The organism is Labilithrix luteola (assembly GCF_001263205.1).
Classification (GTDB): domain Bacteria; phylum Myxococcota_A; class Polyangia; order Polyangiales; family Polyangiaceae; genus Labilithrix; species Labilithrix luteola.
The window spans coordinates 10,221,154-10,246,335 of the sequence record NZ_CP012333.1; the positions used below are offsets into that span (position 1 = coordinate 10,221,154).

Annotated in this window: 22 protein-coding genes; 4 read left to right on the plus strand and 18 right to left on the minus strand. The window is 66.8% G+C overall.

The window, feature by feature from the left end; genetic code table 11:
- Positions 1-8: 8 nt before the first annotated feature.
- The 6 genes from AKJ09_RS44065 to AKJ09_RS44090 form a co-directional block, all read right to left on the minus strand.
- Positions 9-1,466 carry a di-heme oxidoreductase family protein gene (locus AKJ09_RS44065; RefSeq protein ID WP_240488834.1) on the minus strand — a complete coding sequence of 486 codons (1,458 nt, stop codon included), beginning with the start codon at positions 1,464-1,466 and terminating at the stop codon, positions 9-11.
- A gap of 3 nt (positions 1,467-1,469) precedes the next feature.
- Positions 1,470-2,663: an imelysin family protein gene (locus AKJ09_RS44070; RefSeq protein WP_146653850.1), complete on the minus strand. Its 1,194-nt coding sequence runs from the start codon at positions 2,661-2,663 to the stop codon at positions 1,470-1,472.
- Between the two features lie 174 nt (positions 2,664-2,837).
- A complete protein-coding gene (locus tag AKJ09_RS44075) occupies positions 2,838-3,725 on the minus strand; it encodes a hypothetical protein (RefSeq protein WP_240488835.1) in 888 nt (295 codons plus the stop codon).
- A gap of 82 nt (positions 3,726-3,807) precedes the next feature.
- Entirely contained in the window at positions 3,808-4,629 is an 822-nt protein-coding gene (locus AKJ09_RS44080; RefSeq protein ID WP_146653851.1) for a hypothetical protein, read from the minus strand.
- A 10-nt stretch (positions 4,630-4,639) separates the two neighbouring features.
- Complete coding sequence (locus AKJ09_RS44085) at positions 4,640-7,057, minus strand: TonB-dependent receptor domain-containing protein (protein WP_146653852.1); 2,418 nt, start codon at positions 7,055-7,057, stop codon at positions 4,640-4,642.
- Between the two features lie 57 nt (positions 7,058-7,114).
- Positions 7,115-8,140: a cation diffusion facilitator family transporter gene (locus AKJ09_RS44090; protein ID WP_240488836.1), complete on the minus strand. Its 1,026-nt coding sequence runs from the start codon at positions 8,138-8,140 to the stop codon at positions 7,115-7,117.
- 110 nt (positions 8,141-8,250) lie between these two features.
- Between AKJ09_RS44090 and AKJ09_RS44095 the strand changes: the two genes are divergently transcribed.
- Positions 8,251-11,985: a serine/threonine-protein kinase gene (locus AKJ09_RS44095; RefSeq protein ID WP_146653853.1), complete on the plus strand. Its 3,735-nt coding sequence runs from the start codon at positions 8,251-8,253 to the stop codon at positions 11,983-11,985.
- 20 nt (positions 11,986-12,005) lie between these two features.
- Here the strand turns inward: AKJ09_RS44095 and AKJ09_RS44100 are convergent, their stop codons facing one another.
- The 4 genes from AKJ09_RS44100 to AKJ09_RS44115 are packed head-to-tail and all read right to left on the minus strand — an operon-like array spanning position 12,006 to position 16,964.
- A complete protein-coding gene (locus tag AKJ09_RS44100; RefSeq protein WP_146653854.1) occupies positions 12,006-13,751 on the minus strand; it encodes a hydroxysqualene dehydroxylase in 1,746 nt (581 codons plus the stop codon).
- Positions 13,752-13,759: 8 nt separating this feature from the next.
- A complete protein-coding gene (locus tag AKJ09_RS44105) occupies positions 13,760-14,509 on the minus strand; it encodes a DUF5995 family protein (RefSeq protein WP_146653855.1) in 750 nt (249 codons plus the stop codon).
- Positions 14,510-14,512: 3 nt separating this feature from the next.
- Positions 14,513-16,129 carry a sigma 54-interacting transcriptional regulator gene (locus AKJ09_RS44110; RefSeq protein WP_240488837.1) on the minus strand — a complete coding sequence of 539 codons (1,617 nt, stop codon included), beginning with the start codon at positions 16,127-16,129 and terminating at the stop codon, positions 14,513-14,515.
- 37 nt (positions 16,130-16,166) lie between these two features.
- A complete protein-coding gene (locus AKJ09_RS44115) occupies positions 16,167-16,964 on the minus strand; it encodes a caspase family protein (protein WP_146653856.1) in 798 nt (265 codons plus the stop codon).
- A 389-nt stretch (positions 16,965-17,353) separates the two neighbouring features.
- On the opposite strand from AKJ09_RS44115, the gene AKJ09_RS53760 reads away from it, so the two are divergent.
- The 3 genes from AKJ09_RS53760 to AKJ09_RS44130 all read left to right on the plus strand — a co-directional run bounded on the left by AKJ09_RS53760 (position 17,354) and on the right by AKJ09_RS44130 (position 19,819).
- Positions 17,354-17,917: a helix-turn-helix transcriptional regulator gene (locus AKJ09_RS53760; RefSeq protein WP_205633959.1), complete on the plus strand. Its 564-nt coding sequence runs from the start codon at positions 17,354-17,356 to the stop codon at positions 17,915-17,917.
- 112 nt (positions 17,918-18,029) lie between these two features.
- The gene (locus AKJ09_RS44125; protein WP_146653858.1) at positions 18,030-18,464 is read left to right on the plus strand and encodes a c-type cytochrome domain-containing protein; all 435 of its coding nucleotides are present in this window, start codon (positions 18,030-18,032) and stop codon (positions 18,462-18,464) included.
- Positions 18,461-19,819 carry a multiheme c-type cytochrome gene (locus tag AKJ09_RS44130; protein ID WP_146653859.1) on the plus strand — a complete coding sequence of 453 codons (1,359 nt, stop codon included), beginning with the start codon at positions 18,461-18,463 and terminating at the stop codon, positions 19,817-19,819. Before AKJ09_RS44125 ends, AKJ09_RS44130 begins: the two co-directional genes overlap by 4 nt.
- A gap of 1 nt (position 19,820) precedes the next feature.
- On the opposite strand, the gene AKJ09_RS44135 is transcribed toward AKJ09_RS44130, so the two are convergent.
- The 8 genes from AKJ09_RS44135 to AKJ09_RS44170 all read right to left on the minus strand — a co-directional run bounded on the left by AKJ09_RS44135 (position 19,821) and on the right by AKJ09_RS44170 (position 25,135).
- The gene (locus tag AKJ09_RS44135) at positions 19,821-20,312 is read right to left on the minus strand and encodes a FixH family protein (protein WP_169928363.1); all 492 of its coding nucleotides are present in this window, start codon (positions 20,310-20,312) and stop codon (positions 19,821-19,823) included.
- A 188-nt stretch (positions 20,313-20,500) separates the two neighbouring features.
- Positions 20,501-20,899, minus strand: coding sequence for a hypothetical protein (locus AKJ09_RS44140; protein ID WP_146653861.1), 399 nt, complete (start codon positions 20,897-20,899; stop codon positions 20,501-20,503).
- A 10-nt stretch (positions 20,900-20,909) separates the two neighbouring features.
- Complete coding sequence (locus tag AKJ09_RS44145; protein WP_146653862.1) at positions 20,910-21,236, minus strand: hypothetical protein; 327 nt, start codon at positions 21,234-21,236, stop codon at positions 20,910-20,912.
- Positions 21,237-21,352: 116 nt separating this feature from the next.
- On the minus strand, positions 21,353-21,769 hold the full coding sequence (locus AKJ09_RS44150) for a hypothetical protein (protein WP_146653863.1): 417 nt from the start codon (positions 21,767-21,769) through the stop codon (positions 21,353-21,355).
- A gap of 76 nt (positions 21,770-21,845) precedes the next feature.
- Positions 21,846-22,658 carry an HvfC/BufC N-terminal domain-containing protein gene (locus AKJ09_RS44155; RefSeq protein ID WP_146653864.1) on the minus strand — a complete coding sequence of 271 codons (813 nt, stop codon included), beginning with the start codon at positions 22,656-22,658 and terminating at the stop codon, positions 21,846-21,848.
- The gene (locus AKJ09_RS44160; protein ID WP_146653865.1) at positions 22,655-23,614 is read right to left on the minus strand and encodes an MbnB/TglH/ChrH family RiPP precursor modification enzyme; all 960 of its coding nucleotides are present in this window, start codon (positions 23,612-23,614) and stop codon (positions 22,655-22,657) included. Before AKJ09_RS44160 ends, AKJ09_RS44155 begins: the two co-directional genes overlap by 4 nt.
- A gap of 134 nt (positions 23,615-23,748) precedes the next feature.
- Positions 23,749-24,204 carry a hypothetical protein gene (locus tag AKJ09_RS54550; protein WP_205633960.1) on the minus strand — a complete coding sequence of 152 codons (456 nt, stop codon included), beginning with the start codon at positions 24,202-24,204 and terminating at the stop codon, positions 23,749-23,751.
- Between the two features lie 151 nt (positions 24,205-24,355).
- Positions 24,356-25,135: a hypothetical protein gene (locus AKJ09_RS44170; protein ID WP_205633961.1), complete on the minus strand. Its 780-nt coding sequence runs from the start codon at positions 25,133-25,135 to the stop codon at positions 24,356-24,358.
- Positions 25,136-25,182: the final 47 nt, after the last annotated feature.

The following is a 25,182-nucleotide window of genomic DNA, read 5'->3' on the forward strand; positions in this document are numbered from 1 at the left end:
ACTTCCCTTTACAAGTCTTCGAGGAAGGCGAGAAGAGCTTCTCGATCGGCCTTGGGCATCGCCCGGAAGGCGTCCCGGGCCGCCGCGGCTTCCCCACCGTGCCAGAGCACGGCCTCCGCGAATCCACGAGCTCGACCATCGTGGAGCAGGAACGTGTGTTTGTTGACCGATTTGACGAGGCCAACGCCCCAGAGCGGAGCCGTCCGCCACTCGGTGCCCGTCGCGGCGAAGTCCGGCCGGTTGTCGGCGAGCTCCGGCCCCATGTCGTGGAGCAGGAGGTCGGTGAAGGGCCGGATCGTCTGGCGCGAAACGGCCGGATAGCCGGGCAAATCGCCCGTCTGGATCTTCGGCACGTGGCACGACGCGCATTTGGCTTCGGCAAAGAGCTTCTCACCGCGCTGGACCTTCGCGTCCATCCAGTTGCGACGCGACGGAACCGCGAGCGTGAGGCTGTACGCCGTCACGGCGGTGAGCTTCTGGTCGGAAAGCTCTGGCGCACCCGGCTCACCACCCGAAGGAGCGTTTCGGCAAGCCTCCTGCGCCGGCGGGCAGTTCTCTTCCGGATCGATCGAGCTCGTGATGCCGAGGTCGCCGAGGAACGCGCCCGCGACCTGCTGCTCGACGGTGGGCTGGTTCGCCTTCCAACCGAAACGCCCGAGCGTCGCGCGGCCCTGGCGGATGTTCCAAACGTCGTTCGGACGGCCGGAGATGCCGTCACCGTCGCGATCGTCCGCATCGGCCATCCCGCGCACCACGTCTTCCGGGATCGCCTCGAGCAGCCCGAGGCCGATCATGCTGGGCGCCACGCGAGGCGAGGTCAGGACGTCGGGCGAGAGCGGCCCGAACGCGAGGTTCGAGAAAACGTAGGTCGGACGGCGCAGGCTGTACGGCTCGCCATCCGCGTACTGACCCGGCACTTCGTCGTACTGGACCGCCACGTCGCCTTCGGCAGGCACGCCGAGAATGCCGAGCGGATTGAACTGACCACCGTAGACGGGCTCGTTCGCAGGACCGCCGTGCGCGTCGGTGCCGGGCACGCTGAGGCGCACGAGCAGCCCCAAGAAGCGCTCACCGGCTTGCGTCGGCGGAGCGCCACGACCGTCCTTGAAGTGGCACGCCGAGCACGACGTCGCGTTGTAGGTCGGCCCGAGTCCGTCGTTGCCCGAGATCGAAGCGGGCGCGGTCACCCAATTGCGGTTGAAGAAGTGATCGCCCAACGAGAACGCGTTGCGCGCAGCATCGTCGAGATTTCGCGCGGGGAACGCGAACGCCGAACGCGAGACGTCGAACACCGTGGTCTGGCCGCCCAGAAGCTCGGTGCCGGGTTCGGGTCCCGCGTTCTCTTCGTCACTCGAAGAACAGGCGGCGACGAGCGCCGCCAAGAGAGCGGTGGGCAGCAGGGCGCGCCGGAGAAAGGACTCCGTACGAGAGGACCTCGTTTCCACCTGCACGGCTTCCCTGCTCACGACTCACTCCCCGAAGTTGATCTTCGCGCCGAGCGCCGTTGCTGCTTCGTGGACGCCGTTCGCGACCGGCGTCCACGCATCGATCGCCGCCTTGACCTTCTGGCGACCCGGCGAGCCGTCGTCGCCGAGGATTTGCTGATCGAAGGGTGCCGGAATGGCTTTGGTCGCGTTGAGGGCCGCCGTCAAGACCGTGCGCACCTTCTCGTCGAGCGCGGGGTCCTTCGCCTTGACGAGATCCGAGATGCTCGGACCGCTGAGCGAGCCGTAGCGACCGAGGTAGACGTTCTCGATGCCGAGCGCGTCGTAGATCATGTCCTGATTCGTCGTGTCGCTGAAGCAGGAGTGCTCTTCCTCCTGATCCTTCGTCTCGTAGGCGTTGTTCATGCGCTCCTTCGGGAGCTCTGTCGCCGCGAGGCTTATGACACCCTTCAGGATGTTGCTGAGCGCCTGGTCCGAATCGCCCGCCACGAACTTCGCGCCGTAGCTCTCGGGGTTGTCGAGATCCCACTGCACTTCGACGCTCTCGATGTGCTCGACCAGGAGGTCCGTCGCACCCTTGAGGTACTCGCGCCGGCGAGCCTGGTTCGAGGCCGTGCCGCCGTCGACGAAGTCGGTGTACGGACGTTGGCCGGGACCTTGCGCGTGCGGAGTGCCATCGGCGTTGAGGTCCTGGCCCCAGAGGAGGAACTCGATCGCGTGCCAGCCGGCCGAGAGGTTCTTCTCGCCGTCCTTCTCGTTGTTCTCCGCGATCACGTCCTTCGTGATCTGCGGGAACTCGGCCGTCATGTTGATGATGCCCGCTTCCGGGTTGCCAATCGTGTAGTCGATGAAGTTCTCGTCGAGCGGCCAGCCGTTGATCATGCCCTCGGGGCCGTTCTCTTCGTTGTCGATCGGGCCGTTGTAGAAGCGGAACGCCTCGGTCTGGAGGTACGCCGGACGCGCCGCAATCCAGGCCTTCTTCGCGGCGTCGAACGTCGCCTGCGTGGGGCTCGCGACGAACGCGTTGATCGCCGTCTGGAGCTTCTTCGCCTCCGCCACCGAGTCCTCGTAGTTCTGGTGCACGATCGTGGCGTAGCTCTTCACGACCGCGGCTTTGTCGACACCGCCCGTACCGCTGATCGACGACGTGTCATCCGACGAGCTGCAGGCGGCGGCGAGGAGAAGAACGGGGATCAGGCAAAGCGGCTTGAACGACATCCAGTGGCCTCCGTGAATTGGAGGGTCTCTCCGTACGCCAAGTGAAAGTCGTTTTCAACGACTAAGTGAAAATCACTTTCAACATCATTAGCCGCCGGGCCATTTTCGCCGACAAAATGAGAACGGGACGCCGGGCGCGAGGCCGTGGCGTCCCTGATTCGGCGCGGGTGCCGGCTACTTGGCGCTGGCGAAACACTCCCCTTCGCCGCGGTAGTGACCGACGGTGCGGGAGAGTGCCTCGACGAAGGCGCGGAGGTCGTTGATGCCTGCGGCGCTGCCCGTTCCGTAGGGACCGTTCGCCTTCGGGATCGCAGCGAGCTTCACCGCCGCGAGCTCCTCGAGCGTGATCACGCCATCGTTGTCGGCGTCCGCGTTGGCGATGTTGTCGAAGCGCACCTTGGCCTCCTTGGCCTGGAGGTCGTCGTAATAGAGGTGGTCGCCGTGGATGGTCAGCTGCACCGTATCGGTGCCGCCGTTCGTGACGATCGCTCCGTCCGTCTCCTTGCCGGAGATATCGCCCTTGCAGCGATCGTAGAGAGTGTCGAGCTTGAAGCCCCATTTGTAGGACTTCGTCGTCGCGCCCTTCGTCGCAGTCGCTTCGACGTACACCGCGTAGCCGTTCGAGACCATGAGCTGCTTGTCCGCGTCGGTCACGCCTGCGCCGAGCTCGGTGTCGGCCGCGGCGGGCGCGATGCGGTAGCTCACGTGCGTGTAGGCCTTCGCCGGCACGTTCGCGAACTTCACGATCGACTTCTCGCCGGGAACCTTGTGGTTGAAGAGCTTCGAGCCGGCCATCGTCACCGCGGGTGCGGCACCGTCTTCGGCAACCTCGATGTCGTGGAACGTGACGAGGAAGCGGTCGTACTTGATGGTCCAGCCGTCCGCGACGTCCGACGAAGGAATCTCCTGCTCGATGAACTCTTCACCCCAGGTGGTGAAGTTGACGTTCCCCTCACCGTCGTCCGAGCTCGAACAAGCCGCGGCGACGACGACCAAGGCACACGTCAAAAACTTCTTCATCTCCTGCTCCTCCGAAGGAGCGGCGCACGCGAGCACCGCCACGACGTTTGTCGTAGCACGAACGAAAGAATTCGTGCCACCGAAGTAGCACGAATCAGAGATCTCGTGTCACTGCGGCGAATCGCTACTTGGTCGCGTAGGAGAAGCCGTACGCGAGGCCTTCCTTCATGCCGCGCACGAGCTCGTTGCGGCCGATGGCATCCGCCGGCATGAGCACGGGCTGACCGTCCGTGCTCGCTGGGATCGAATCGAACTCGACCTGATCGAACCACTGCGTCATCGCCACCGTGACGGTGACCGTGCCGTCGGCCTGCATGGAGGTCTCGGCGAAGGGGCACCCTTCGACCGCATTCGCGTTCTCCGTGTTCACGATGTCGGCGGCGTCGATCTCCGCGCGGAACGGCCGTGTGTCGGCGCCCTTCGTGGCGGTGCCCTCGAGAACGGCGACGTGCGAACCGAGCTCGCTGGCGAAAGGCCCGCTGGCGGGCGTCTGGAACGAGAACGTGGCGGACCGCACGACGCCGGAGACGCCGTCGCCCGTGCCGAGCACGTTCGACGTGAGCAGGTCCGCGGACGACGGCGACAAGAACTGGCCCATGGCGTTGCCCGGGACGTAGTGGCCAGGGTGCGCGAACGCCGTCTTGATCCGGACCACGTCGAGAACGCGATCGAGCGGCGACCGGTGCGGCATGTTCGACGAGAAGATCGTCGCGCCGTCGTAATAATAGAACGCCCCCGTCGAGACAAACGCCTTCGTCAGCGAAACGGTCCAGCCCTGAGAGTTCGTAAATGGAGCCTTCTGCGTCGACGACGTGACGACGGCCCCAAGCGTGATGCGACGCCCGCCGGTGCCGCTTCCGCCGTCCGACGAATCGCAGGCGGCCGGCAAGACGGAGAGCAGACCGAAGGACGCGACGGCCAACGCGAGGTGCTGCAAGTACTTCATGACCTAATCCTCAAATGTACAGAGCGAGGGTGAGCCAAAGCGTGCGCGGTGGCCCGACCGTGACGTGACGAACGGGAACGCGTGACGGATTCTGCAGGCGGTCGAAATTCGACGCGTAGACGAACTGCCCGTCGTACCACTTGGCATCGAGCAGGTTGAAGACGTCGAAGCGAAGCTCCACTTCCTGCAAGCGCAGGCTGACCGACGTATCGACGAGAAAGACGTTCGACCCCGTGTCACCGAACGGCAGCGGTCGTCCGGCGAGGCCCTCGATGCCGCCTCCGATCTGACCTTCGAGCTTGCGCGACAAGACGCGCGCGAGCGTGTGCCGCAAGGCCATGTCGGAGCGCAGCACGAGCTCCGGCACGTACGGGAGTCGGTCGCCTTTCTGGAAGTTCGCGTCGGACGCGCGGAACGTCGCGTCGGTGTACGTGGCGCTGCTCGAGAGCATGAGCACATCGCCGGCCCTCGCGCTGAGCTCGGCGGCGATGCCTTTGCGAAGCGTGCCGGGAACCCGTTCGTTGCGCGCCGTCTCGGGGTCGAACACCAGGTCGTCGCTGAGCGTCGTGAGAAATCCGGCGAGCGACCCCGAGAGCGTGCGCCCATCGCTGTAACGCGCCCCGACCTCCCAGCTCGTCACGTCGGTGAAGACCGTGCGCTCGCCATCGGAGAGGCTTCGCGCTTGCGGCGAGCGGAAGCCCTGTCCGAAGCTTCCGAGAAGGTGCACGTTCGGTAGCGCCGCCCAATCGATCGTGGCCTTGGGGCCGATGTGCGATCCCTGCGCGGCCCGGCCCTGCGCGGGCACCGCATTGCCGTTGATGACTCGATCCTGAACCGCATAAGAAAGCGCGTCGGCGCGAAAGCCGCCGCGCAGTGCGAGTTTGGAGAACGGATGCAGCGCGAGGTCCACGTACCCGGCAACGTCGGTCGCGCGCACGTTGGCGTCGACGAGCGTGGCGATGGGAGAGTCGTTGACGTCCGAGAGGCGCCGTTGCGACTGGTCGATGTCGTCGTACCGACCGTAGACGCCCACCTCGATCGAATCGCGCTTCGAGAGCAGCGAGACCTGCTTGCAGTACGACGCCGTCACGCCGCCGGTCATGCTGTTGTTGATCTGCTGCGTGTTGTCGCTGTTCAACGTGCCTGCCCCGCCACGCTGCGTGTCGAGGAAGAAGCCCGTGAAGTTCTGTCTCAGATGCAGCGTTCGGAAGACGAGGAACGGTGCAATGCTCCAGCGCGAGCCTTCGTCGTCCTCGTGCAGCTCGATGAGCACTTGATGGCGCACCGAGAAGCCGCCCTGCTTGGAATCGAGCACGGCAAAGCGATCGAGGCGTCCTGACTCGATGTCCGCCGCTGGCACGACGCCCGCCGAGTCGAAGCGCCCCGTGTACGTCGAGCCGAGCACGCGAAGCGACACGCCGTTCGCGAAGTGGTGCGTACCTTGCGCGATCATCGAGCCACGCCGAGCGGCACGGTTCGGGCCAAAGCCGTCCGTCTTGTAGTCCTCGAAGGCAGCGAAGGTCTCTTCCGAGGTGTCTTTCGGGTGATACGCGAGGAAGAGCCGTCGGGTGCCGAAGCTCCCGATCGTGCCCTTCGCGGTTGCGCCCACCTCGGGATAGCCGAGGCGCATGCGGATCGTCCCGGCGACACCGAAGTCTCCTTGGCGCGGATCGAACGTCCCCGGCGTGGAGGTGACGTCGCGAATGACCTCCGGCATCACGAAATGGAGGTCGGCGTAGCCTTGGCCGTGGATGTTCGACACCTCGTTGACGGGGATGCCGCCGACCCAGAGCTCGACGTCCTGTCCGTGAACGGCGTCGAAGCCGCGCAGGAAGATCTGATGGGCCTTGCCTTCACCGCTGTGTTGGGTGACGAACACGCCCGGCACCACGTTGAGCACGTCGCTGGCCGTGCGGTGCGGCGCGGCCATCACCACTTCGCGACCGCGAACCACGTCGGACGCGCTGCGCGGCGGCGCCGTCCCCTCCACGCGGACGGACTGCATCGGCTCCGTCTTCGGCGGATCGGCGGGACTCGCCGCGACAGGTGGTGCCTCCTTCGCAGGCACGCCCACGAAACGAACCACGGCGCGAATCTTCGCGGCCACGGGCTTGCCGTCTCGCAAGGCCGGCTCGAACGTCCACGTCTTCGCCGCGGCAATCGCTGCCGCATCGAGCTCCGCGCCGACCGAAACGTCGATTTCGGCGGACTCCACGTGCCCGTCGTCGTTCACCGTGAGAACGAGCGGTACGACCACGTCGTGCGTATCGGCGCGCCCGCCTGGCCATGCCCCGGGGGTCTCCGTCTTGACCTTGGGCGGCGCTACGTCGTGCGCGTGCACCTCGTACGCCGTCGCGACGATCGCACACGCGAGCAAGCTCGCGGCGAACGGCCGGACAGTACGACGGTGGCCGCGACGGTGGCCCATGGAGCCGCTCGTAGCATGATTCTCAACGAACGTGCTACCGGCACGTCCTTTCGAGCATCAGAGCACGTCGTCACACGCGTGCGCGCATTCTTCGGGTGCGTCCGGAGGCTCCACTTGCAAGGTCGGATGGTGAATCTGGAAACGTCGCGTCAGCTCTCGCCCGACGTCGCGCAAGAACGCGTCGTGGCACGCGCCGTCGACCATCACCAGGTGCGCCGTGAGCGCAGTCTCCGTCGTGCTCATCGCCCAGATGTGCAGATCGTGCACTTCGACCACCCCGGGAAGCTCCTCGAGGAACGTCTCCACGGCGTTCGGGTCGATCCCCTGCGGCACGGCGTCGAGTGCGAGATCGAGCGAGTCGCGAAGCAGCGACCACGTGCTGACGAGGATGGCGAGCGAGACGAGCAAGCTCACCACGGGGTCGACCCAACGAAGACCGGTCGCGAGAATGACGATGCCGGCGACGACCACGCCGAGCGACACCGCGGCATCGGCCATGAGATGGAGGAACGCGCCGCGCACGTTGGCATCACGCTCGCGCCCGTGGAGAAAGAGCAACGCCGAGCCGCCGTTGACGACGACGCCAGCGGCCGCCACGGCGAGCACCACCACGCCGTTGACACTCGGTGCGTCACGCAGACGCCCGATCGCTTCCCAACTCACCCCGCCGACACCGACGAGGAGCAAGATCGCGTTGGCCAGCGACGCGAGGATCGTCGTTCGGCGGAGACCATAGGTGCGGCGCTCCGACGGTTTGCGCTTTGCGAGGTAAGCCGCGCCCCAGGCCAGTCCGAGCCCGAGAACGTCGCCAAAGTTGTGCGCGGCGTCCGCCACGAGCGCGACGGATTCGGAGAACACGCCGGCCACGAGCTCGACGACGACGAACGCGACGTTGAGTCCAACGCCGATCGCGAAGGCGCGGCCGGTCGCGGCCGCCGCATGCGCGTGTGCGTGCCCGTGACCATGCCCGTGCGCATGTCCGTGCTGCGCATGTCCGTGCTCATCCTGGTGAGCGTCATGCTGGTGGTCGTGAGGCGCCATACCGAACACGTTCACTTTAGCCCGCATCAGGGTCGCGGGCATCGCTTGCGCTCTTGCGCTCCGTGCTCGAGCTTGCAGAAGACGGCCCGCATGAATTTCGCGCAACGTGGGTGCGCCCCGTCGGTCTACGATGCACGAGTGGCGATCTCTGCATGACGACCTCCATTCCTCCCAAGGCGAAGCAACGAGCCGAGGAATGGGCGGGTTATCCGCTTACGGCTAGCCCGCGTTTCGACGCGAAGGCGTTGCTCGGCCGTGGTGCGAACGGGGTCGTCTACGAGGTCATCGATCAGGAGACCGGGCGCGACATCGCGCTGAAGACCCTCAGCGTCACCGACGCCGAGCGGCTCTACCAGCTCAAGACCGAGTTCCGCGCGCTCGCTCGGATCTCGCACGCCAACCTCGTCCAGCTCTACGAGCTCGTGGCGACGGGCGACGAGTGTTTCTTCACGATGGAGCTTCTGCGCGGCGTCACCTTCGACGTCTTCGCGCGCGAGCTCTCCAACGAGACCCATCCGCGCGTCTTCGACGAGCCCAGTCTCGCCCGCCTCAAAGACGTGACGCTCCAGGTCGTGCTCGGCATCGGGGCCCTCCACGGCGCGGGCAAGCTGCACCGAGACATCAAACCCAGCAACGTCATCGTCACGACGGACGGTCGCGGCGTCGTCGTGGATTTCGGCCTGTGTACCGAGCTGCAGAAGGTGGAGCGCGCGCGGCATCCTCTCGTCGGCACGCTCCTCTACATGTCGCCCGAGCAGGCCTGGGGAAAGCCGCTCGGGGCGTCCGCCGATTGGTACAGCCTCGGCGCCATCCTCTACGAAGCCCTCTGCGGAGAACCGGCCTTCCGAGGGCAGCGCGGGTCGAGTCTGCTGTTCGCCAAGCAGACCGGCCCGGCCATCCCCGCGCACATCCCCGACCACGCGATCCCGCTCGCGAAGCTCGCGACGCAGCTCATGCACCCCGAGCCGGCCGAGCGTCCCGCCATGGAAGCGATCGTGGAGGCCCTCACGGGAAGCGTTCCCTCCTCGCGCTCGCGCGACAGCCTCTGGGTGAATCGTGCGCCGCCCTTCGTCGGACGCGAGGGCGAGCTCGCCGTCTTGTTCGACGCGCTCGGCGACATCGAGAGCGGACGTCCCGCGGTCGTCGATCTGCGCGGAGCCTCGGGGATCGGGAAAACCGAGCTCGTCGAGCGATTCTTCACGGAGCTCGATTCCGCACGCATCCACGCGGCCGATCCCGTCGTCATCCTGCGCGGGCGATGCCATCCGCAGGAGTCGGTCTCGTACAACGGATTCGACGGGATCATCGACGACCTCAGTGAGTGGCTGACGTCGCTGAACGACTCCGAGGCGGCCGAAGTCATCCCCGCGGACGGCGGCGCACTGGTGGCCCTGTTCCCCGTCCTCGGGCGTGCCCGCACGATCCTCCGCGATCCCGACGCGGCGAACGCCGATCCCTTCGCCCTTCGTCAGCGCGCATTCACGGCCCTGCGCGAGCTCTTCGCGAACATGGGCAAGCGCTACACGGTGGCCATCGCCATCGACGACGCGCAATGGGGAGGCGCCGACACCGGCCTCCTCATGAGCGAGGTCTTCGGACCGCCCACGCCGCGTATTTTGCTCGTTCTCGCGTATCGAACCGAGGACGCAGCGTCGTCCACGCTGCTCTCGGTCCTCGGCGAACGCGCTCCCTTCCTCCTCAACTCGGTGCACGCGGTCACGCTGGGCCCGCTCGACGTCGCCGCCAGCTCCACGCTCGCCGCCCACGTGCTGTCGGAAGCCGAGGTCGACGTTTCGAACGTCGTCCAGCGCGTCGCCATCGAGGCGAACGGCCACCCGCTCTTCTTGCGAGAGCTCGCGCTGGCGGCCACGCGCGCCGCGGAGACGAGCCCGCCGATGCTCGCGCCACTCGGTCTCCGCGAGCTCCTGAGCGAGCGCATCGCGGGGCTCGAGCCGGCCGAGCGAAGGCTTCTCCACATCGCCTCGATTGCCGGCAAGCCTCTCGCACGCCGCCTCTTGCTCGCCGCCGCAGGGCCCGGCGAACACGGACGTCCCGACGTGTTCCGTCTCGCACGACAGCGTCTCGTGCGTGAAACGGTGGCGGGCGGTGAAGCCGCCGTGGAGCCGTATCACAGCCACGTGCGAGAGGCTGTCCTCGGTTCGCTCGACGAGGCGCAGCGACGACTCTTCCATCGCGAGCTCGCCGACACGCTCCTCCGCGAGCCCGAGCCCGACGCCGACGCCCTCGTCGATCACCTCGTGCGCGCCGGAGACGAACCTGCGGCCGCGCGCTTCGCGGACATCGCCGCCGAACGCGCGGCCAAGACGCTCGCGTTCGATCGCGCCGTGCAGCTCTATCGGCTCGCGCTGAGCCTGCAGACGAAGACCGCCGGGCGCCATCGTCTGCGCGCACGCCTCGGCGATGCGCTCGCCAACGCCGGACGAAGCGCCGAAGCCGGCGATGCCTACGCCAGCGCCGCGCGCGATGCGCGCATGACGGCGCCGTCCGAGGCGAAGGATCTCGAGCGCGAAGCCGCCGAGCACTACCTCCGCGGCGGACGCTTCACGGAAGGCATCGAGCGCCTGCGCCGCGTTCTCGACAGCGTCTCCGTCCCCTACCCCGCGTCCGGGGTGGAGGCGTTCGGCACGGTCGTCGCGTTCCGCTCACGCCTCGCCATTCGCGGTCTCGAGTTCCGTCCGCGACGCGCCGAAGAGCTTTCGCCCGAAGAGCTCGCGCGCATCGACGCCCTCTGGACCGCCGGCCTTGGGCTCGGTTGGATCGATCGAACCCGCGTCGCGGCATTCCAAGCGCGCTACATGATCGATGCGCTCGCCGCCGGCGAGCCCACCCGCGTTGCTCGGGGCTTGGGCACCGAGGCCTCGCAGCTCGCATGTCTCGGCGGGGCCTCGCGCACGCGCAAAGCGCGCAGTCTCATGGAAACCGCTCTGCGCATGAGCGCAGACAGCGGAGACACCGTGGCCCACGCGTTCAATCTGCTGATGGGCGCCTCCGTCGAATTCTACGCATCGCGATGGCGCGAGAGCGTCGATCTCTGCCGGCGCGCCAACGCGATCCTCCGTGACGGCAAGCGACGCCCCGAATGGGAGCTCCTCACCGTCCACGCGCTTTCGCTCGCCTCTCTCGGCTACCTGGGCGAGCTGCGCACGATGCGCGCGCAACAGACCGCCGAGCTCGCCGAAGCGCACGAGCGCGGAAATCTTCTTGCTGCCGGGTGCCTTTCGTCCGGGCCGGCCAACATGGGCTGGCTCGTGGCCGACGATCCGGACGAAGCCGAGCGACGCGCGAAGGAGGCCATCGCGCCGTGGAAGAAAGACGACTTCCAGCTCGCGCACTACTTCCACCTCGTGGCTCGCACGCAAATCTCGCTCTACCGCGGCGACACCGACGAAGCGTTCCAACGCATCTCGCGCGAGTGGTCGCGTGTGGTGCTCTCGATGAACCTCCACGTGCAGAACTTCCGCGTCACGCTCCGCCATCTGCGCGCTCGCACTGCGCTGGCGCACGCGGCGAAGACGAGCTCGCGCATCGAGCGGTTCCGCCTCGTCCGTCTCGTGCAGAGCGAGGCCAAGAAGCTCGGACAGGAAGACGTCGCCTGGGCCAAGCCCATCACGGCGGCGGTCGAATCGGGTCTGCTTGCGATTGGAGGCGACACCGAGGGCGCGATCGAGCGGCTCGGCGTCGCGGCCGACGGCTATCGCGCGCTCGAAATGCACCTGCATGCGGCCACGGCCGACTACGAGCGCGGTCGCATGCTCGGTGGCGATCGCGGACGTGCCCTCCTCAGGCGGGCCGAGGCGTGGATGATCGACGAACACGTCGTCGCCCCCGAACGCCTGGCCGCCCTGCTGGCGCCGCCTGTCCGCTGATTAACCCCAGAGCTCTGGGGTTAGAAGCCGAGCAGCCCGCGTACGCGTCGCTCGATCGACTTGATGTCTTCGAACGTCTCTGGGAAGAACCCTCCGCCCGACGAGGGCGGCGGCGGATTGCTGCCGGGGCCCGGACGCGGCCCTCCTCCCCCAGCGCCTGCCGGATCGAGGAAGACATGCGGGGTCTGCGCGAGGAATCGCAGACGATCGAGCTTCTTCATCGCATCCATGAAGGGGCCCGCGTCTTCGTCCATTTGGTAGACGTCGCACGGCTGCGCGGCGCTGTCCTCGCGCGCGAGGATGCCGTTGACCGCACGGCGGGCCGCCTCGTTCGCGCCCTCCATGCTCGCGAGATCGGTGTTCGTCTTCACGTAGTCGGACGCGATGACGACGTTCTCGATGTCCGGAACGGCCCCCGGGCGATTCCACCACGAGCCGGGCGGATGCACGAGGAGCGGCGTCCGGTTGATCGGACGCCCGGTGTCGAACGACACGTTGTAGTCGAGATGCGCGCGCACGAGGTTGTCGCGCGACAGCCTGCTGCCGAGCCCGTCGGTGAGCTGCATCCACACCTCTTCGAGGATCTCGTCGTAGGTGCAATCGCGCGCAGCCTTGCCGAGACGCGGGGCGACGGTGTCCCAGTCGGAGATATCGACCGAGAGAATGTCGCCGACCGACCCGTCGCCGTAACGCGCGGCGACCTCGTTGCTCCAGAACTGTCCTTGCGAGACCGAGCTGAGCGCCCAGTACGAGTCGGGGAACGCGACGTGGCCGTGGCAGATCTTCGGGTCCGTCTTGAGGAAGAACTGTGCTCCACACATCCACGACGTGGCGTTCGCGAGACGACGGATGCCCGCAAAATCCGGATCGGCGCCGGCGAGCGCATCGCTGATGACCGCCTGCACGCGGTCGAGCGGCAGCGCGAGAACGTAGTGATCGCCCGTGACCACTTCGGTTCCGATCCGCGCGCCCTTCAGCCGCTTGCCGTCGAGCAGGAGCTCGGTGACCGCATCGCCGTAGTGGAAGCGCACGCCGAGCGACTCGAGGTGCGTACGCCAGGGCCTCAGCCAACGCTCGGAGGTGGGGCCGTCGAGCACGGCATCGGTGCGGGTGCCGTTGCGGACGAAGTCGAGCAGGATCTGGCAGGCCTTCGTGCCGATCGTGCGCGCACTACCGTGACGCGGATCCATGGCGACCATGAAACGCGGCGTCTTGATGTATTTCTGGAACTTCGGCTCGTAGCTGTCGCCCTCGACGAAGTCCCAGAAGCTGACCTGCTCGAAGTCGGCTTCGCGGCGCTCGTCGCACGACGCGAGGAACCGCAGCATGAAATAGGAGAAGCGAGCCATGTCGCGCTCGCTCACCTCGGTGCGCGTGAAGAACTTGTCGACGGTGTTCGTGAGCTTCACGAACTCGCCGACGTCTTCCGGCGGATGGCGGTCGAAGACGAAGATGCCGCTCTTCTCCGCCATGCCCATCTCCTGGCTCTCGCGCAGGCGATCGGCGACGGTCCCCTTCTCTACGGGAATGCGCTGCATCGTGTCGATGACGTGCCGGTAGAACGAAGGGAAGAACCGGAAACCGTGCTCGCCGGGGAGATTCTCGCGCCCTCCCGTTCCCGTCCCCTCGAGAAACTGACTCTTGGCTTTGCCGCCAACGTCGGACGTCTCCTCGTAGACGTCGACCTCGAACCCACGCGATGCGAGCTCGTGCGCCGCGGTCATCCCGCCGATCCCACCCCCTAGAACGACGATTCGCTTCGGCATCCGATCTCCTACGCTTGCAATTGACGAATGGTCTTCACCACGTCGCTGCTCTCTCGCGCGCGAATGAACTTCGCGAGGAGCTTGATGGCCCCCATGGGACGAGCAATCGCCCGCCCGACGAGCGCCGTCCGCTTGTCCATCGTGGTGATGTGAGGCTCACGAGCCGAGCTCTGGAGCCGCGCCAGATTCTCCGCCGAGCGCCACGCGATCTCTCGCGCGACGTAGATCCCGAATCGATTCGCCACCGCGTACTGCACGCCCGCGACCTTGTCGAGCACGCCAACCCACGGCGAAACGCGACCGATGGTGGCGTCCATGTCGTGCATGAGCCGGCCCACGATCTCGTTGACGTGATCGAAGTCGCCGCGAAGATCTCCGATCAGGTTGCCCGGCGCGACTTCGGCCGCGGCGATCCCGAGATCGAGCAGCTGATGGGCGGCGAGCCCCACGTAGAGATGCTGCAGAACGGTGGGCTCCTTGTCGCCACACATGTCGAACGCCACGCGCCACGAATCGGTGACGGTGCGCCCGCCACGGTAGGCTTCGAGAGCGTCCAGATAACGGTTGGCGAACGCCACGTCGAGGCGCTCCATCCGCTCGCAGTCGAGGAACTCGTTGCGATGGATGCTGTCGCGCACGGCGACAGTCATCTTCTTGTAGAGCACCGCGAAATAGCCAATCCGGCTTTTGTCCCGGATCGAGTCGGCGATGATGGTGTCGAGTGCTTCGATGACTTCGTTGATCCTGCGGACCCCCATGCCTCAGAACTCTCTCTCCCCCGCGCGCTCGAGCCCGTGCGCGCGAATCAAGTTGTAGACGTGCGAGCGCGTCACATCGAGACGACGCGCGGTTTCGAGGATGTTCCACCCCGTGTCTTCGAGCGCGCGCTTGAGAAGCTGCGCCTGAAACCGCCGGGTGGCCGCCTGGAAGGTCTCCTGATGCTCACCGTCCGAGGCCGCATCGTCGGTAAACATGTGTCCGCGCTCGATCTGCGTGGCGCCTTCGCCGGCAGCGCGAATGACCGCCGCCTCGACCGCGTTCTCGAGCTGGCGCACGTTGCCGGGCCAATCCGTGGTCTCGGCGGCGCGGATGGCACCCGGCGAGATGGTGAGCGGCCCGATGCCATGGGCGTCGCACGAGCGCGCGCAGAAGAGCTCGAGCAGATCGCGAATGTCCTCTCGTCGTGACGCGAGCGCCGGCACGCGAATGGGCACGATCTGCAAGCGATAGAGGAGGTCTTCGCGGAACGTTCGACGTTCGACGGCGAGCCGAAGATCCACGTTGGTCGCGGCGATCACACGGACGTCGGCGCGTAGCGCCTTCGTGGCCCCGAGCGGGAAGTACTCGAGCGATTGGAGAAGCTGCAGGAGCTTCGATTGCGCGCCGAGCGGCAGCTCGCCGATCTCGTCGAGGAACAGCGTTCCACCTTCGGCCGCCGCCACCTTGCCTTCGATACGCCGCGTCGCCGTGGAGTGCGCGCCGGGCATCGCCCCGAAGAGCTCGCTCTCGACGAGGGGTTCCGGGAGGGTCGCGCAATTGAGCTCGACGAACGGCTTGCCCGCGCGAGGGCCGTTCTCGTGGATGAGGCGAGCGAGCTGCGTCTTGCCCGTGCCGGAGGGTCCCGTCAGCAGGATGGTCACGCGCCTCGGCGCAACGACGGACATCTCGCGGAGCACGCGGGCGATGGCCTCGCTTCGTCCGGCGAGCGATTCGACCTTGAGAAGACTCCGGTACGGGAGCGTTGCGTCGACGGACTCGCGGGCGCGGCGGCGGAGGAGCAGCCGATCGACGAGCGGCGCGAGATGATGAGCGAAGACCTCGGCGCGGACGCGGTCGTCTTCGGAGAAAGGTCCTGCCTGCTCGCGGTCCTGCAAGTAGAGGACGCCGATGGGCGGATCGGCACCGATCGGCGCGCAGAGGACCGCCTCGATCCGGTTCGCCTTGACGCTCTCGAGCGATTCGAACCGAGGATCGGCAACCGCCGAGGCCGTCGAAATCGTCCTACCGGTTGCCAGGGCTTCGGCGATCACCCCGCTCGAGATGGCCGCACGCACTTCAGCGAGGTCGTTCTCGGAGAAGCCCTCCGCAATCCACCAAGGAGCGTCGTTGGGGGCGGCCCCGTCACGGAGCTCGATGTATCCGCGCTTGGCTGCGCTCACCTGCAGAACGAGCGAGAGCGCTTCACGAAGAAAGACGTCGGGCTCGTCGCGCGAGGCAAGCTCCAAGAGCTTGCGGTAAAGATCTCGTTCAGCACGCAGCGAGGCAAGGTCCCCGCCAGAGTCCATGGTCGACACTGCCACAGGGTACGCGGCAATTTGGCTACGTAAATATACAGCCCCGACCGCCTCGTCCGCTTTCTGCCTGATTCGTCGGCCCACGCGAGAATCGCTCCCGTCGGATTCCGTCAAGGATGGGTCAAAGCGCGCGGGGGGCGGAGCCCGCAACCTGCACGCGAAACAGCGGTGAAGCCGCGCGGGGGCCCTGGATCAGCACCGGAGACTGACGGTTCCCCGACGTGTGCTCGACGGCGAGTCGAACTTCGCGATGCATCGCGCCGAGACTCAATGCCGCATCTTGCGATGAGCTCCGTGAGAAGATCTCAAGCAGATGGTGGGTGAAGACGCCATGACCTAGCTCTGGCGCTTCGCGGGCAATCTCGTCGTCACCGCATGCGCTGAGGATGGCGCACGTCTCCCCGACGGGGAGCTTCTTGAGGGATGGTCGCGCGATCGAACGCTGTCGGACGCCAGAGCGAAGGCGTGGTCCCTCGACGGTGCGTCCTCCGGGCTCGCCGGTGAACGACGCATCGATAACGAGGAAGACGCCGCTGACCGGCAACCGACGGATCCACGCCGACAGCTCGGACACGAGATTGATCGACGTCGAGACGAACCGGTCATCGTCGGTGTCGTGCGCCACCAGATGAATCGACGGCTCGAGCCCAGGTCGTTCGATCTCCGCGCAGCCGAGGCCCGCGAAGTAGAGAATCACGGCATCCGCCGGACGTGCGCGATGCGGAAGCTCGCAGGTCACCGCGTGCGCAATGGCGCTCTTGGTGGCTGCACCGTCGAGGAGGACGGTCGTCTGGCATCCCGGCCCGTGTTGGTCGGCAAGAACAGCGGCGAACTCTTCGGCATCTTGTCGAGCGAAACGCGGACGGGGCAGGCCCCCATTCGCATGCTCGTTGATGCCCACACACAGAGCATGAAGCATCCCCCCCGTTTCTAAGCACGAAGCGTACCGGTAACGGCTTTGCGACCAACCCCGCGCAAGTGTGCGTGGAGGCGTCCCTCGAGTGTCCAGAATCGTGGACGACAGCGTCGACGAAAGTGGACACAGGGTGGCCCCGTAGATGGGATGCGATGCCTACCCGGCGTCTCGAACCACAACGTTCGCCAGGAGGAAAGAGAGGTTTCCACCACGTCGGCGCGACAGTTGCAGTGAGCGACTGCACGGCGTTGACAACGAACCTTCCCCACCTCCCTCCTCTGCGTCTCGAGCCCGCGCGTCTCGAGCCCGCGCGTCTCGAGCCCGCGCGTCTCGAGCCCGCGGGTCCTGAGCCCGCGCGTCTTGAGCCCGCTCAGCCCCAGCCATCCCACCTGATGTCGCTCGGATTCTCGAAAGCTCACCTGCCTGACGGTGCCATCGTCGGTGATATCGCGATGGCGCTCCGAACCGTCCTCGAGGCGGTTCCGGGTGGCGTCTTCGTCCTCAATTCCGACGCGCACGTCTTCCAAGCGAACGCCAGCGGGCGACGCTTGCTGGCCGCCGGCTTCGACGTCCGCGCGGCGATGCGAACGGCACGAAAGGGAGCAAGCGCCACAGTCTCGATCCGGCCCTTCGCCATTCCAGGCCTTGGTCCGCAGACACTCCTCGTCGTGACGCCGCCGGCAAAGCCGGGTCGGCGCGATACCGAGGCGCGCGTGGCGTATGCGTCCAACGTCTGGGAGCTCACGCGGCGCCAGGCCGAGGTGCTCTCGCTCGTCGTCCATGGGCACGCGAACCGCGCGATTGCCGAGCGCCTCTCTTGCGCGGTCCGAACCGTCGAGGTTCACATCAGCTCGTTGCTGATGAAGGCGTCCGTCGACAGCCGCGCCGGCCTGGTCGCCCGATTCTGGACGTTCGGGCTCGAAGGCCCGGAGGACGATACGCCGCCTCAAGCCTGAGCTCGACGAGCGCGCGCGCGCCAGAGCCGCCAGAGTATCGAGAAGGGGGCTCACGCGGGCTGGCGCGCCTCGCTTGGCCCTCGAGACGAGTCGTGCAAGAACGTACGGGCGCATGCGGCCCGCCGCGCTCTTCTTGATCCCCGCTCTTGCCTTTTTTGGTCTCGCCGGCCTGTTCGCTTGCAGCAGCGACGGCGACGCCGATGCGAAGACGTGCACGACCGTATCGACGGACTGCACCCCGCTCTACGAGCCGTCGTACGACCAGATCTTCGAAAACACGCTCAAGCCGACGTGCGCGAAGTCCGGCGTGAGCTGCCATGCGTCGACCGGGCACCAGGGCGGCCTCGCGTTCGAAGACGCCGACGAGTCGTACCGGATGCTGGTGCAGGAAACGGGCGACGCACGCCCCGGCGACCCGGCGTGCAGTGAAATCGTCGTGCGCATCACGGCGACGGACGGGAAGGTGCGCATGCCGCCGGGGGCATCGATCGACCCCGGCGCCCAGTGCGCGATCATCCAGTGGATCGCCGCAGGGGCCAAGCGATGACGATGCGCGGCTGGAGCTCCGCGGCGCTGCCTGTCGTGGTGGCAGCGACGATCGTGGCTGCGTGCAGCTCGAGCGACGAAGCCCCTGCGCCCACACTCACCGGCCAAGCACTGCTCGATCCGAACAACTGCCTCCCCTGCCACGCCGATCAGTTTCGCGAGTGGTCCGGCAGCATGCACGCGTACGCCGGCGAGGATCCCGTCTTCACGGCGATGAACAAGCGTATGCAGCGCGAGACGAACGGCCAGGCCGGTGACTTCTGCGTCGCCTGCCATGCGCCCGTCGCCGTGCGGCTCGGTCTCACCAAGGACGGCCTCAACCTCGCCGAGCTCCCCGCCTACGCGCGCGGCGTCACTTGCTACTTCTGCCATTCGACGGACGCGGTCGAGGGCACCCACAACAATCCTCTGCACCTCGCGACGGATGACACGCTCCGCGGCGGGTTCGATCGCCCGATGAAGGGCACGCCCCACAAGGCGAGCTACTCGACGCTGCACGACCGCGAGCAACGCGACTCGGCAAGGCTCTGCGGCGCGTGCCACGACGTGGTGACGCCCGAGGGCGCTCACATCGAGCGGACGTTCACCGAGTGGGAAGGCTCGCTCTACAGCAAGCCAGGGCAGCTTCCGTGCGGCAAGTGCCACATGGACGGACGCAGCGGTTTCGCCGCGAACGTGGACGGCGCTCCGCAAAGACGCGTGCACGACCACTCGATGGCGGCCGTCGACGTCGCGCTCACGCCGTTCACGCAGATGGAAGCGCAGCGTGCGGCGGTCCAACAGCTGCTCGATGCGACGCTCCTCGGCAAGCTCTGCGTGAAGCAATCACCGACGGGCATCCTCGCCGAAGTGACGCTCGACAACGCCTTCGCCGGCCACAACTTCCCGAGCGGTGCGAGCCAAGACCGCCGCGCGTGGGTGGAAATCGTGGCCTATCGCGAAGGCGCCGTCGTGTTCTCGAGCGGCGTGGCCGAGGAGAAGAAGCCGATTACCGCGCTCGCCGATCCGAACTTGTGGCTCTTGCGGGACAAGATCTTCGGCAAAGACGGCGCCGAAGTGCACATGTTTTGGCAAGCGGCGAGCGTCGAGTCGAATCAGCTCACGGCCTCGGTCACCACCGATCCGACGGATCCGGCGTTCTACCATTCGGTGACGCGCACCTATCCGCTCCCCTCGCCCGCCCCCGACCGCGTCACGATGCGCGCGCGCATGCGTCCCGTCGATTTCGATCTGCTCGACGATCTCGTGGCCACGGGCGATCTCGACGCGGCCATCCTCGACAAGATCCCGACCTTCGATCTCGCGAGCACCGTGAAAGAGTGGACGCGCGACGGCGGTTTCCGCTGCGTCGAGTGAGTCAGCCGTCCAGGCAGAACTGGAACGCGACGTCTTGCGCCGCTGACGAGCCAGGAAGCGTCACGCTGAAGGTGACGCGCCAGAGCCCCGCCATCGGGTAGTAGAGCGAGGTCACGGCGTACTTGCCGTCGCTGCCGGCCGGCGTCACCACGGGCTTCACCGCGCTTCCGTGCGCGTGGTCGGGCATGAACGGCGTCACACCGACGACCGCATCGTCGATCGGCGCGCCCGCCAGATCGACGATCTGAATCGTCATCGTGTTGGTGCCCTTCGCGGGCGGCGCAGGCGTCGCATCGAGCACGCGAACGGTGAACGACGTGCCCTGCTTGGACATGCCTTGGGCGTAGACGTCCTTACGATTGTCCTGATCGCAGCTCGTCGGAACGCCGCCGCTGCTCGTCGAATCCCCCTCGCTGCTGCTGCTACATGCAGCACCGAGCGTGAGGAGCCCGACGAGAGTGAGGAGCGCAACGCACGCGAGAGGCGCGCTCATGGGGCCAATCCCAGGTCGTCTTCGTGCTCGCATGGTGGTCGGCGTCCTCGCCCCGATACCTTACGACCTGCGCGCGAAAGCGCCGCCTGGTTTCGCACCGGGGAATGAAACGACGGTCCGGACGGGAGCCGTGCCGTGACGAGCGGGTCGTCGCGGCGGCATCCCGTCCGGAGCGCGTGTTTACGCTCTCAGGGTACGTCGACCACGACGACGGCTTCGTCGTCGCGACCATCCACACGGATCTGGAAGTGCAGTTCCCAACGGCCTGACATGTACAGAACGACGTCGTGGACGAGAAAACCCTCGTCCGTACGTTCGATCGTCGGAGCCGGCGAACCGTGCCCGTGTGCCGGCATCAACGCCGACACGCCGTAGAGCTCGGTGTTCGGGCGCGACGGAAAATCCACGGCCAGCTCGTTCTTGCCGAGCTTGATGGGCGCGGAAACCGTGATGTCGACGAGCACGCGCTCGCTCGACATCACCTGCACCGATCCCTGACGCAGCTGCGGGGGATCGGCGGCCTCGTCGCTCCCGCCACCGCACGCGGCGGTCAGCGCGACGAAGGCCAACGCCAGAAGCGTTCGCATCGATGTGCCTTCACTCGTGAGCAGCGTCGGCGCTGCCGTCGCTCGCGCCGCTGTCGGCCGTGCCGGCGTCCGCCACGCACGTCTTGAGGCACTCGTCCTTCTTCGCGACGCACTCCCCGTCGCCCGTCGCCTCGGTCGCGTCGTGCCCGATCTCGTGACAGTCGTGGATCGGGCCTTCGCCCACGTCGAGCTCGTGGCAGGCATCGATGATCGTCTGGCACGAAGCGAACGGGCTCGTGTGGCCGCCCGTCTCGCTGTGCGAGTGATCGTCGTCGCTCGAGCACGCATACACGAATCCCACGGACGCGATGAGCGCCGCGCAAATGACCTTCTTCATGAACACTCTCCGAATTCGTCTCGAAAGGCGCCGGCACGCGCGAGCACACGAAGACTCGGCGACGCGGGCGCATGCCAATGGCAAACACGACGAACACGAGCCCGTGCTCGCGCTCGTCAGCTGGCAAACGCGGTAGAGAGGTTCGATCGAGGCGGTGGCAGCTCCGGGCTTCGTGCCCATTGCGAAGGCTCGAGGCTCGGTGCCTGAGGTGTTTCGATGCGCGAGAGCGGCGGCAACAGAACGAAGCTCGCTGCGGCGATCGCACGAAGGGAGAGCGCGCGGAAACCAGGGTCTTCGTCTCCGCAGTTGCCCTTCATCTCACCGTGGCCGAGGTCGTCCGTCTCGCGGAGCTCGGGCACGCAGATCGGACAGCCACAATGCGAATGACCACCGCGCACCTCGCAGTGACAGTTGTGTGGAGGCGGCCCTCCGAGGACGCGCGCAATCGCCGGCAACGAAGCCCCCGCCGCCACCAGGACGGAGAGGCACGCCGCAGCGAGCCGAATCCAACGAAGCCACCGTGCACGCAGCACGTGCGCACACTAGCACGAGCAGACCACGAACGGCACCGGGCGTGAGACCGGCGCCAGGCCGAGCCGTTACCGCAGCTCAGCCACGTGCGCCGAGCAGCACTCCCCGCTCGCCGAGGTCCGCGAGCAAACGGGCCGCGCCATCCAGAACGGCCTGATCCAGCGCGTGTCCTTCCGCCTGAGCGGCCTGGACCATCGCCTGCGCCAGCGGTGCGCCCGCGAGCAGCCGCTCGAGAATCGCGGCCGCGAGGGGCGACAGGTCGAGAAAACGTGTCTGATGCTCGGCATCTCGGTACACGAGCAGAGCCGACGCGCGGGCGTCCGGTTCGGCGGCAACGTCGTTCACAGAGAGCGCGTGAACAGCATACGCGAGGCGCACGATCGCGACGGGCTCCGCGAAGACGAGCGGAAGATCGGCAGCAACGTCCACCAGCGGCGGTGGAGGAGCAGGACGAGGCGCAACGCCGATCGTGAAGTCGACGAGCTCGAGTTCGGCGTGGTCGGCGATCCACGAGGGCAATCGAGCGTCGTCGCGCCACCGCGGCGCCGCCCACGTCAAGAACTCGCGCGGCACGTCACGGAGATGCGGGGTACGTGGCCCGCGTTCGGCGATGAATGCGTCGACGCTGCCATCGAACGCGCCGGCCCCGTGGTGTTCGAGACGCGCCTTCGTGCGCTCGAGCATGGCTGCGATCACGTTCACGATGTTGTGCCTCACGAGCCGTCGATAGAGGCCGAGCCTCCGCTTCGACGCCAGGATGGCAGCCGCATCCTCGGCGTCGACCGCGTGCTTCGCGAGGTAGCCCCGCAGGTCACGCTCGAACGACTCGGACGCGTCCACCCCGAGACAGGCCTCGGCGAACAGCGCATGCAAACGTTCCGTGGAGCTCATCGGGCCTCCGCAGGCGAAGGCGCGCGCGCGGCGGCCTTCGACGTCGCGCGCGTCCAGATGGCTTCGATCCGCGCCACCTCGGAGAGCAGCTCGTCGAGCGGCGGGATGCTCTGATCACGTTCGAGCAAGACCGGCACGGGCCCAGTTTTCTCGAGCGTTCGTTCGAGAAGCGCCAGCACCTCGTCTTCGCAAGGCGCTCCGTGGGTGTCGACGATCAGCTTGCCCTCGCGCTCCTCCGCGGACGTGGGACGCGCGGCAGGCTCCCACTCGTCCTCGGTGTACCAGTCGTGACCGGCCACGTGCATCTGCACCACCCGATCGAGGGGAACGGTGCGCATCCACGCGTCGACGTCGTAACCGAAGTTCGTGGCGTTGACCCACGCGTTGTTCACGTCGAGCATGAGCCCGCAATCGGCCTCTTCGCACACGCGCGCAATGAACTCGGCCTCGGTCATCTCGCGCTTGCCGGGGTGCAGATAGAAGCTCACGTTCTCGATCGCCATCGGACGCTGCAGCACGTCCTGCGCGTGCTTGATGCGATCGGCGATGCGAGACACCTCCGAAGCCTTGAACGGAATCGGAAGCAGGTCGTGGAGCATCACCCCGCCGAACGTGCTGAAGCAGAGATGATCCGAATGCCACGGGGTCTTCACCCGCTCGAGGAACGCGGCGAGCTCGCGGAGATAGTCTTCGCGAAGGGGATCGACGCCCCCGAGACTCATCGTCAAACCGTGCGTGACGATCGGCCAGACGGCAGCCGCCCGATCGAGCGCCTCGTCGAAGTAGCCTCCGCGGCCCATGTAGTTTTCGGGCGAGATCTCGACGAACGAGAGACGTGGCTTTTGCTCGAGCAGCTCGTCGATGAACTCCCAACGAAGACCGAGCCCGACGCCCTGAATGCGTTCCTGAGTGCGCGTCTGCCGCGACTCGCGAGACTGCTTCTGCGCTTCCGTCATCTCCGCGTTCCTTCGCATACCACTCACGCGCGACAGCGACCAACGCCGACAAAAGCGAAGGGGCCGAGCCCAAGCACGCGTGAGGCGCGAGTGGAGCCCGACCCATCCGTCCAGCGTGGAGCGCTGGGTTCAGCTCACTTCTTGGCCGAGCACGTGCCGGCGCCGCAGCTCGCGCCGCCCGCCTTCTTGCCCGCTGCCGGCGGGGTCGCCGGCTTCTTGCTCGAGCCCGTGGGGGCCGCGGCAGGGGCCTTCGAGTCCGCCTTCGCATCCGCCGCTGCAGGAGCGGCCGCTGCGGGAGCCGCCGCCGCGGGGGTGGTCGCCGGAGCGGCCGCCGCCGGATCCGCCTTGCCCGCACCGCAGCTCGCCGAGCCCTTGCCCGCGCCGCAGCTCGCCGAGCCCTTGTGGTCGGCCGAGCAGTTCGCCTCACCGGCCTTGTGCTCGCCGGCCTTCTCGCCTGCGGGCGCCACTTCGGTGCCGGAGACGGGGGCCTCGGCGGGCTTGCTCTCGCCGCCGCAGGCTCCCATGAGAACGCTCGTGCCGAGGACGGCGAGCGCCCCCGCGATCTTGTCGATGGAAAGATTCGGTCGCATCCCTATCACTCCTTGTTGAAGAACGTGGCGCATGACACGCGCCTCGAGCGGTGCCCCTTCCGCGTGGCCAACGTTCGAGTGCACGACGCGCACGCGCGCGCACGAGAAAATCGACGTTCGGCGTACGGCGCCATCACGGTCGGGGAGGCTATCACGACTGGGGTAGTGCGCGTAGATCGAGCGAAATATCCGCGGTGTCAGCCACCTTGGTTCCGAGAAGATTGAACGCCCCCTTGGCGATCTTGCCGAAGCCGTCGCGCGGCTTCACATCGTGCTCACCAAGCACGACACGGAGCGGCTTCTTGGTCTTGACGAGCACGGCCTTGGGCTTGTCGGCCGGCGCACCAGGCGCGTAGACGAACTTCGCCTCGACCTCGGCGTCGCGATCGACCTTGTGGCCGTGGACGAGGAGCTCACCGTGCGTGGTCATCGTGACGGTACGCACCTCGTCGGTGCCATCCTTGGTGACCGGCACCTTCGTCAGGTCGCTCGCGCTCACGTTGTCGATGGTGCGGATCGCGTAGACGGCAAACTGGTTCGCCTTCTTCACGTCGTCGGGGAGCTTGCCCTCTTCACCGTCGGCCACTTCGAGCCACGTGCGCGCATGGGCCGTCTGCGTCTTGTCCTTCGCAGCGTCGTCGAAGGTCTTCGTCACGAGCGACGCGAGGTCCACCTTCACTTCGCCGCGCGTGTTCGCGAGGTTCGTGAGGTCGATGTCGAGTGCGCCCAGCGCCGCGTCGGTCGCCGCCTTGATGTGCTCCTTCGGAGCCGGCATGTCGATCGACGACGTGCTCTTGGGATCGATCGTGAACTTCAGCGCCGCCGCCGGCTTGGGCGCGGTGGAAGGCGCGAGCGAGCTCGCGGCGGGCGCGAGATCGGTCTTCGCTTTCTCTTGGCAACCGAGTGCACCGAGCGCGACGAGCACGACCATGCCAACGCCTCGGCGTGCCCAGTGTCGGGCCACACTGGAATCCATCA

What these genes read in the sequence shown, in the direction of transcription:
- AKJ09_RS44070 (WP_146653850.1), bottom strand. Translation starts at nt 2,663, where the DNA reads ATGTCGTTCAAGCCGCTTTGCCTGATCCCCGTTCTTCTCCTCGCCGCC.
- AKJ09_RS44080 (WP_146653851.1), bottom strand. Translation starts at nt 4,629, where the DNA reads ATGAAGTACTTGCAGCACCTCGCGTTGGCCGTCGCGTCCTTCGGTCTG.
- AKJ09_RS44085 (WP_146653852.1), bottom strand. Translation starts at nt 7,057, where the DNA reads ATGGGCCACCGTCGCGGCCACCGTCGTACTGTCCGGCCGTTCGCCGCG.
- AKJ09_RS44090 (WP_240488836.1), bottom strand. Translation starts at nt 8,140, where the DNA reads ATGCCCGCGACCCTGATGCGGGCTAAAGTGAACGTGTTCGGTATGGCG.
- AKJ09_RS44095 (WP_146653853.1), top strand. Translation starts at nt 8,251, where the DNA reads ATGACGACCTCCATTCCTCCCAAGGCGAAGCAACGAGCCGAGGAATGG.
- AKJ09_RS44100 (WP_146653854.1), bottom strand. Translation starts at nt 13,751, where the DNA reads ATGCCGAAGCGAATCGTCGTTCTAGGGGGTGGGATCGGCGGGATGACC.
- AKJ09_RS44105 (WP_146653855.1), bottom strand. Translation starts at nt 14,509, where the DNA reads ATGGGGGTCCGCAGGATCAACGAAGTCATCGAAGCACTCGACACCATC.
- AKJ09_RS44115 (WP_146653856.1), bottom strand. Translation starts at nt 16,964, where the DNA reads ATGCTTCATGCTCTGTGTGTGGGCATCAACGAGCATGCGAATGGGGGC.
- AKJ09_RS53760 (WP_205633959.1), top strand. Translation starts at nt 17,354, where the DNA reads ATGTCGCTCGGATTCTCGAAAGCTCACCTGCCTGACGGTGCCATCGTC.
- AKJ09_RS44125 (WP_146653858.1), top strand. Translation starts at nt 18,030, where the DNA reads ATGCGGCCCGCCGCGCTCTTCTTGATCCCCGCTCTTGCCTTTTTTGGT.
- AKJ09_RS44130 (WP_146653859.1), top strand. Translation starts at nt 18,461, where the DNA reads ATGACGATGCGCGGCTGGAGCTCCGCGGCGCTGCCTGTCGTGGTGGCA.
- AKJ09_RS44135 (WP_169928363.1), bottom strand. Translation starts at nt 20,312, where the DNA reads ATGAGCGCGCCTCTCGCGTGCGTTGCGCTCCTCACTCTCGTCGGGCTC.
- AKJ09_RS44140 (WP_146653861.1), bottom strand. Translation starts at nt 20,899, where the DNA reads ATGCGAACGCTTCTGGCGTTGGCCTTCGTCGCGCTGACCGCCGCGTGC.
- AKJ09_RS44145 (WP_146653862.1), bottom strand. Translation starts at nt 21,236, where the DNA reads ATGAAGAAGGTCATTTGCGCGGCGCTCATCGCGTCCGTGGGATTCGTG.
- AKJ09_RS44155 (WP_146653864.1), bottom strand. Translation starts at nt 22,658, where the DNA reads ATGAGCTCCACGGAACGTTTGCATGCGCTGTTCGCCGAGGCCTGTCTC.
- AKJ09_RS44160 (WP_146653865.1), bottom strand. Translation starts at nt 23,614, where the DNA reads ATGACGGAAGCGCAGAAGCAGTCTCGCGAGTCGCGGCAGACGCGCACT.
- AKJ09_RS54550 (WP_205633960.1), bottom strand. Translation starts at nt 24,204, where the DNA reads ATGCGACCGAATCTTTCCATCGACAAGATCGCGGGGGCGCTCGCCGTC.
- AKJ09_RS44170 (WP_205633961.1), bottom strand. Translation starts at nt 25,135, where the DNA reads ATGGTCGTGCTCGTCGCGCTCGGTGCACTCGGTTGCCAAGAGAAAGCG.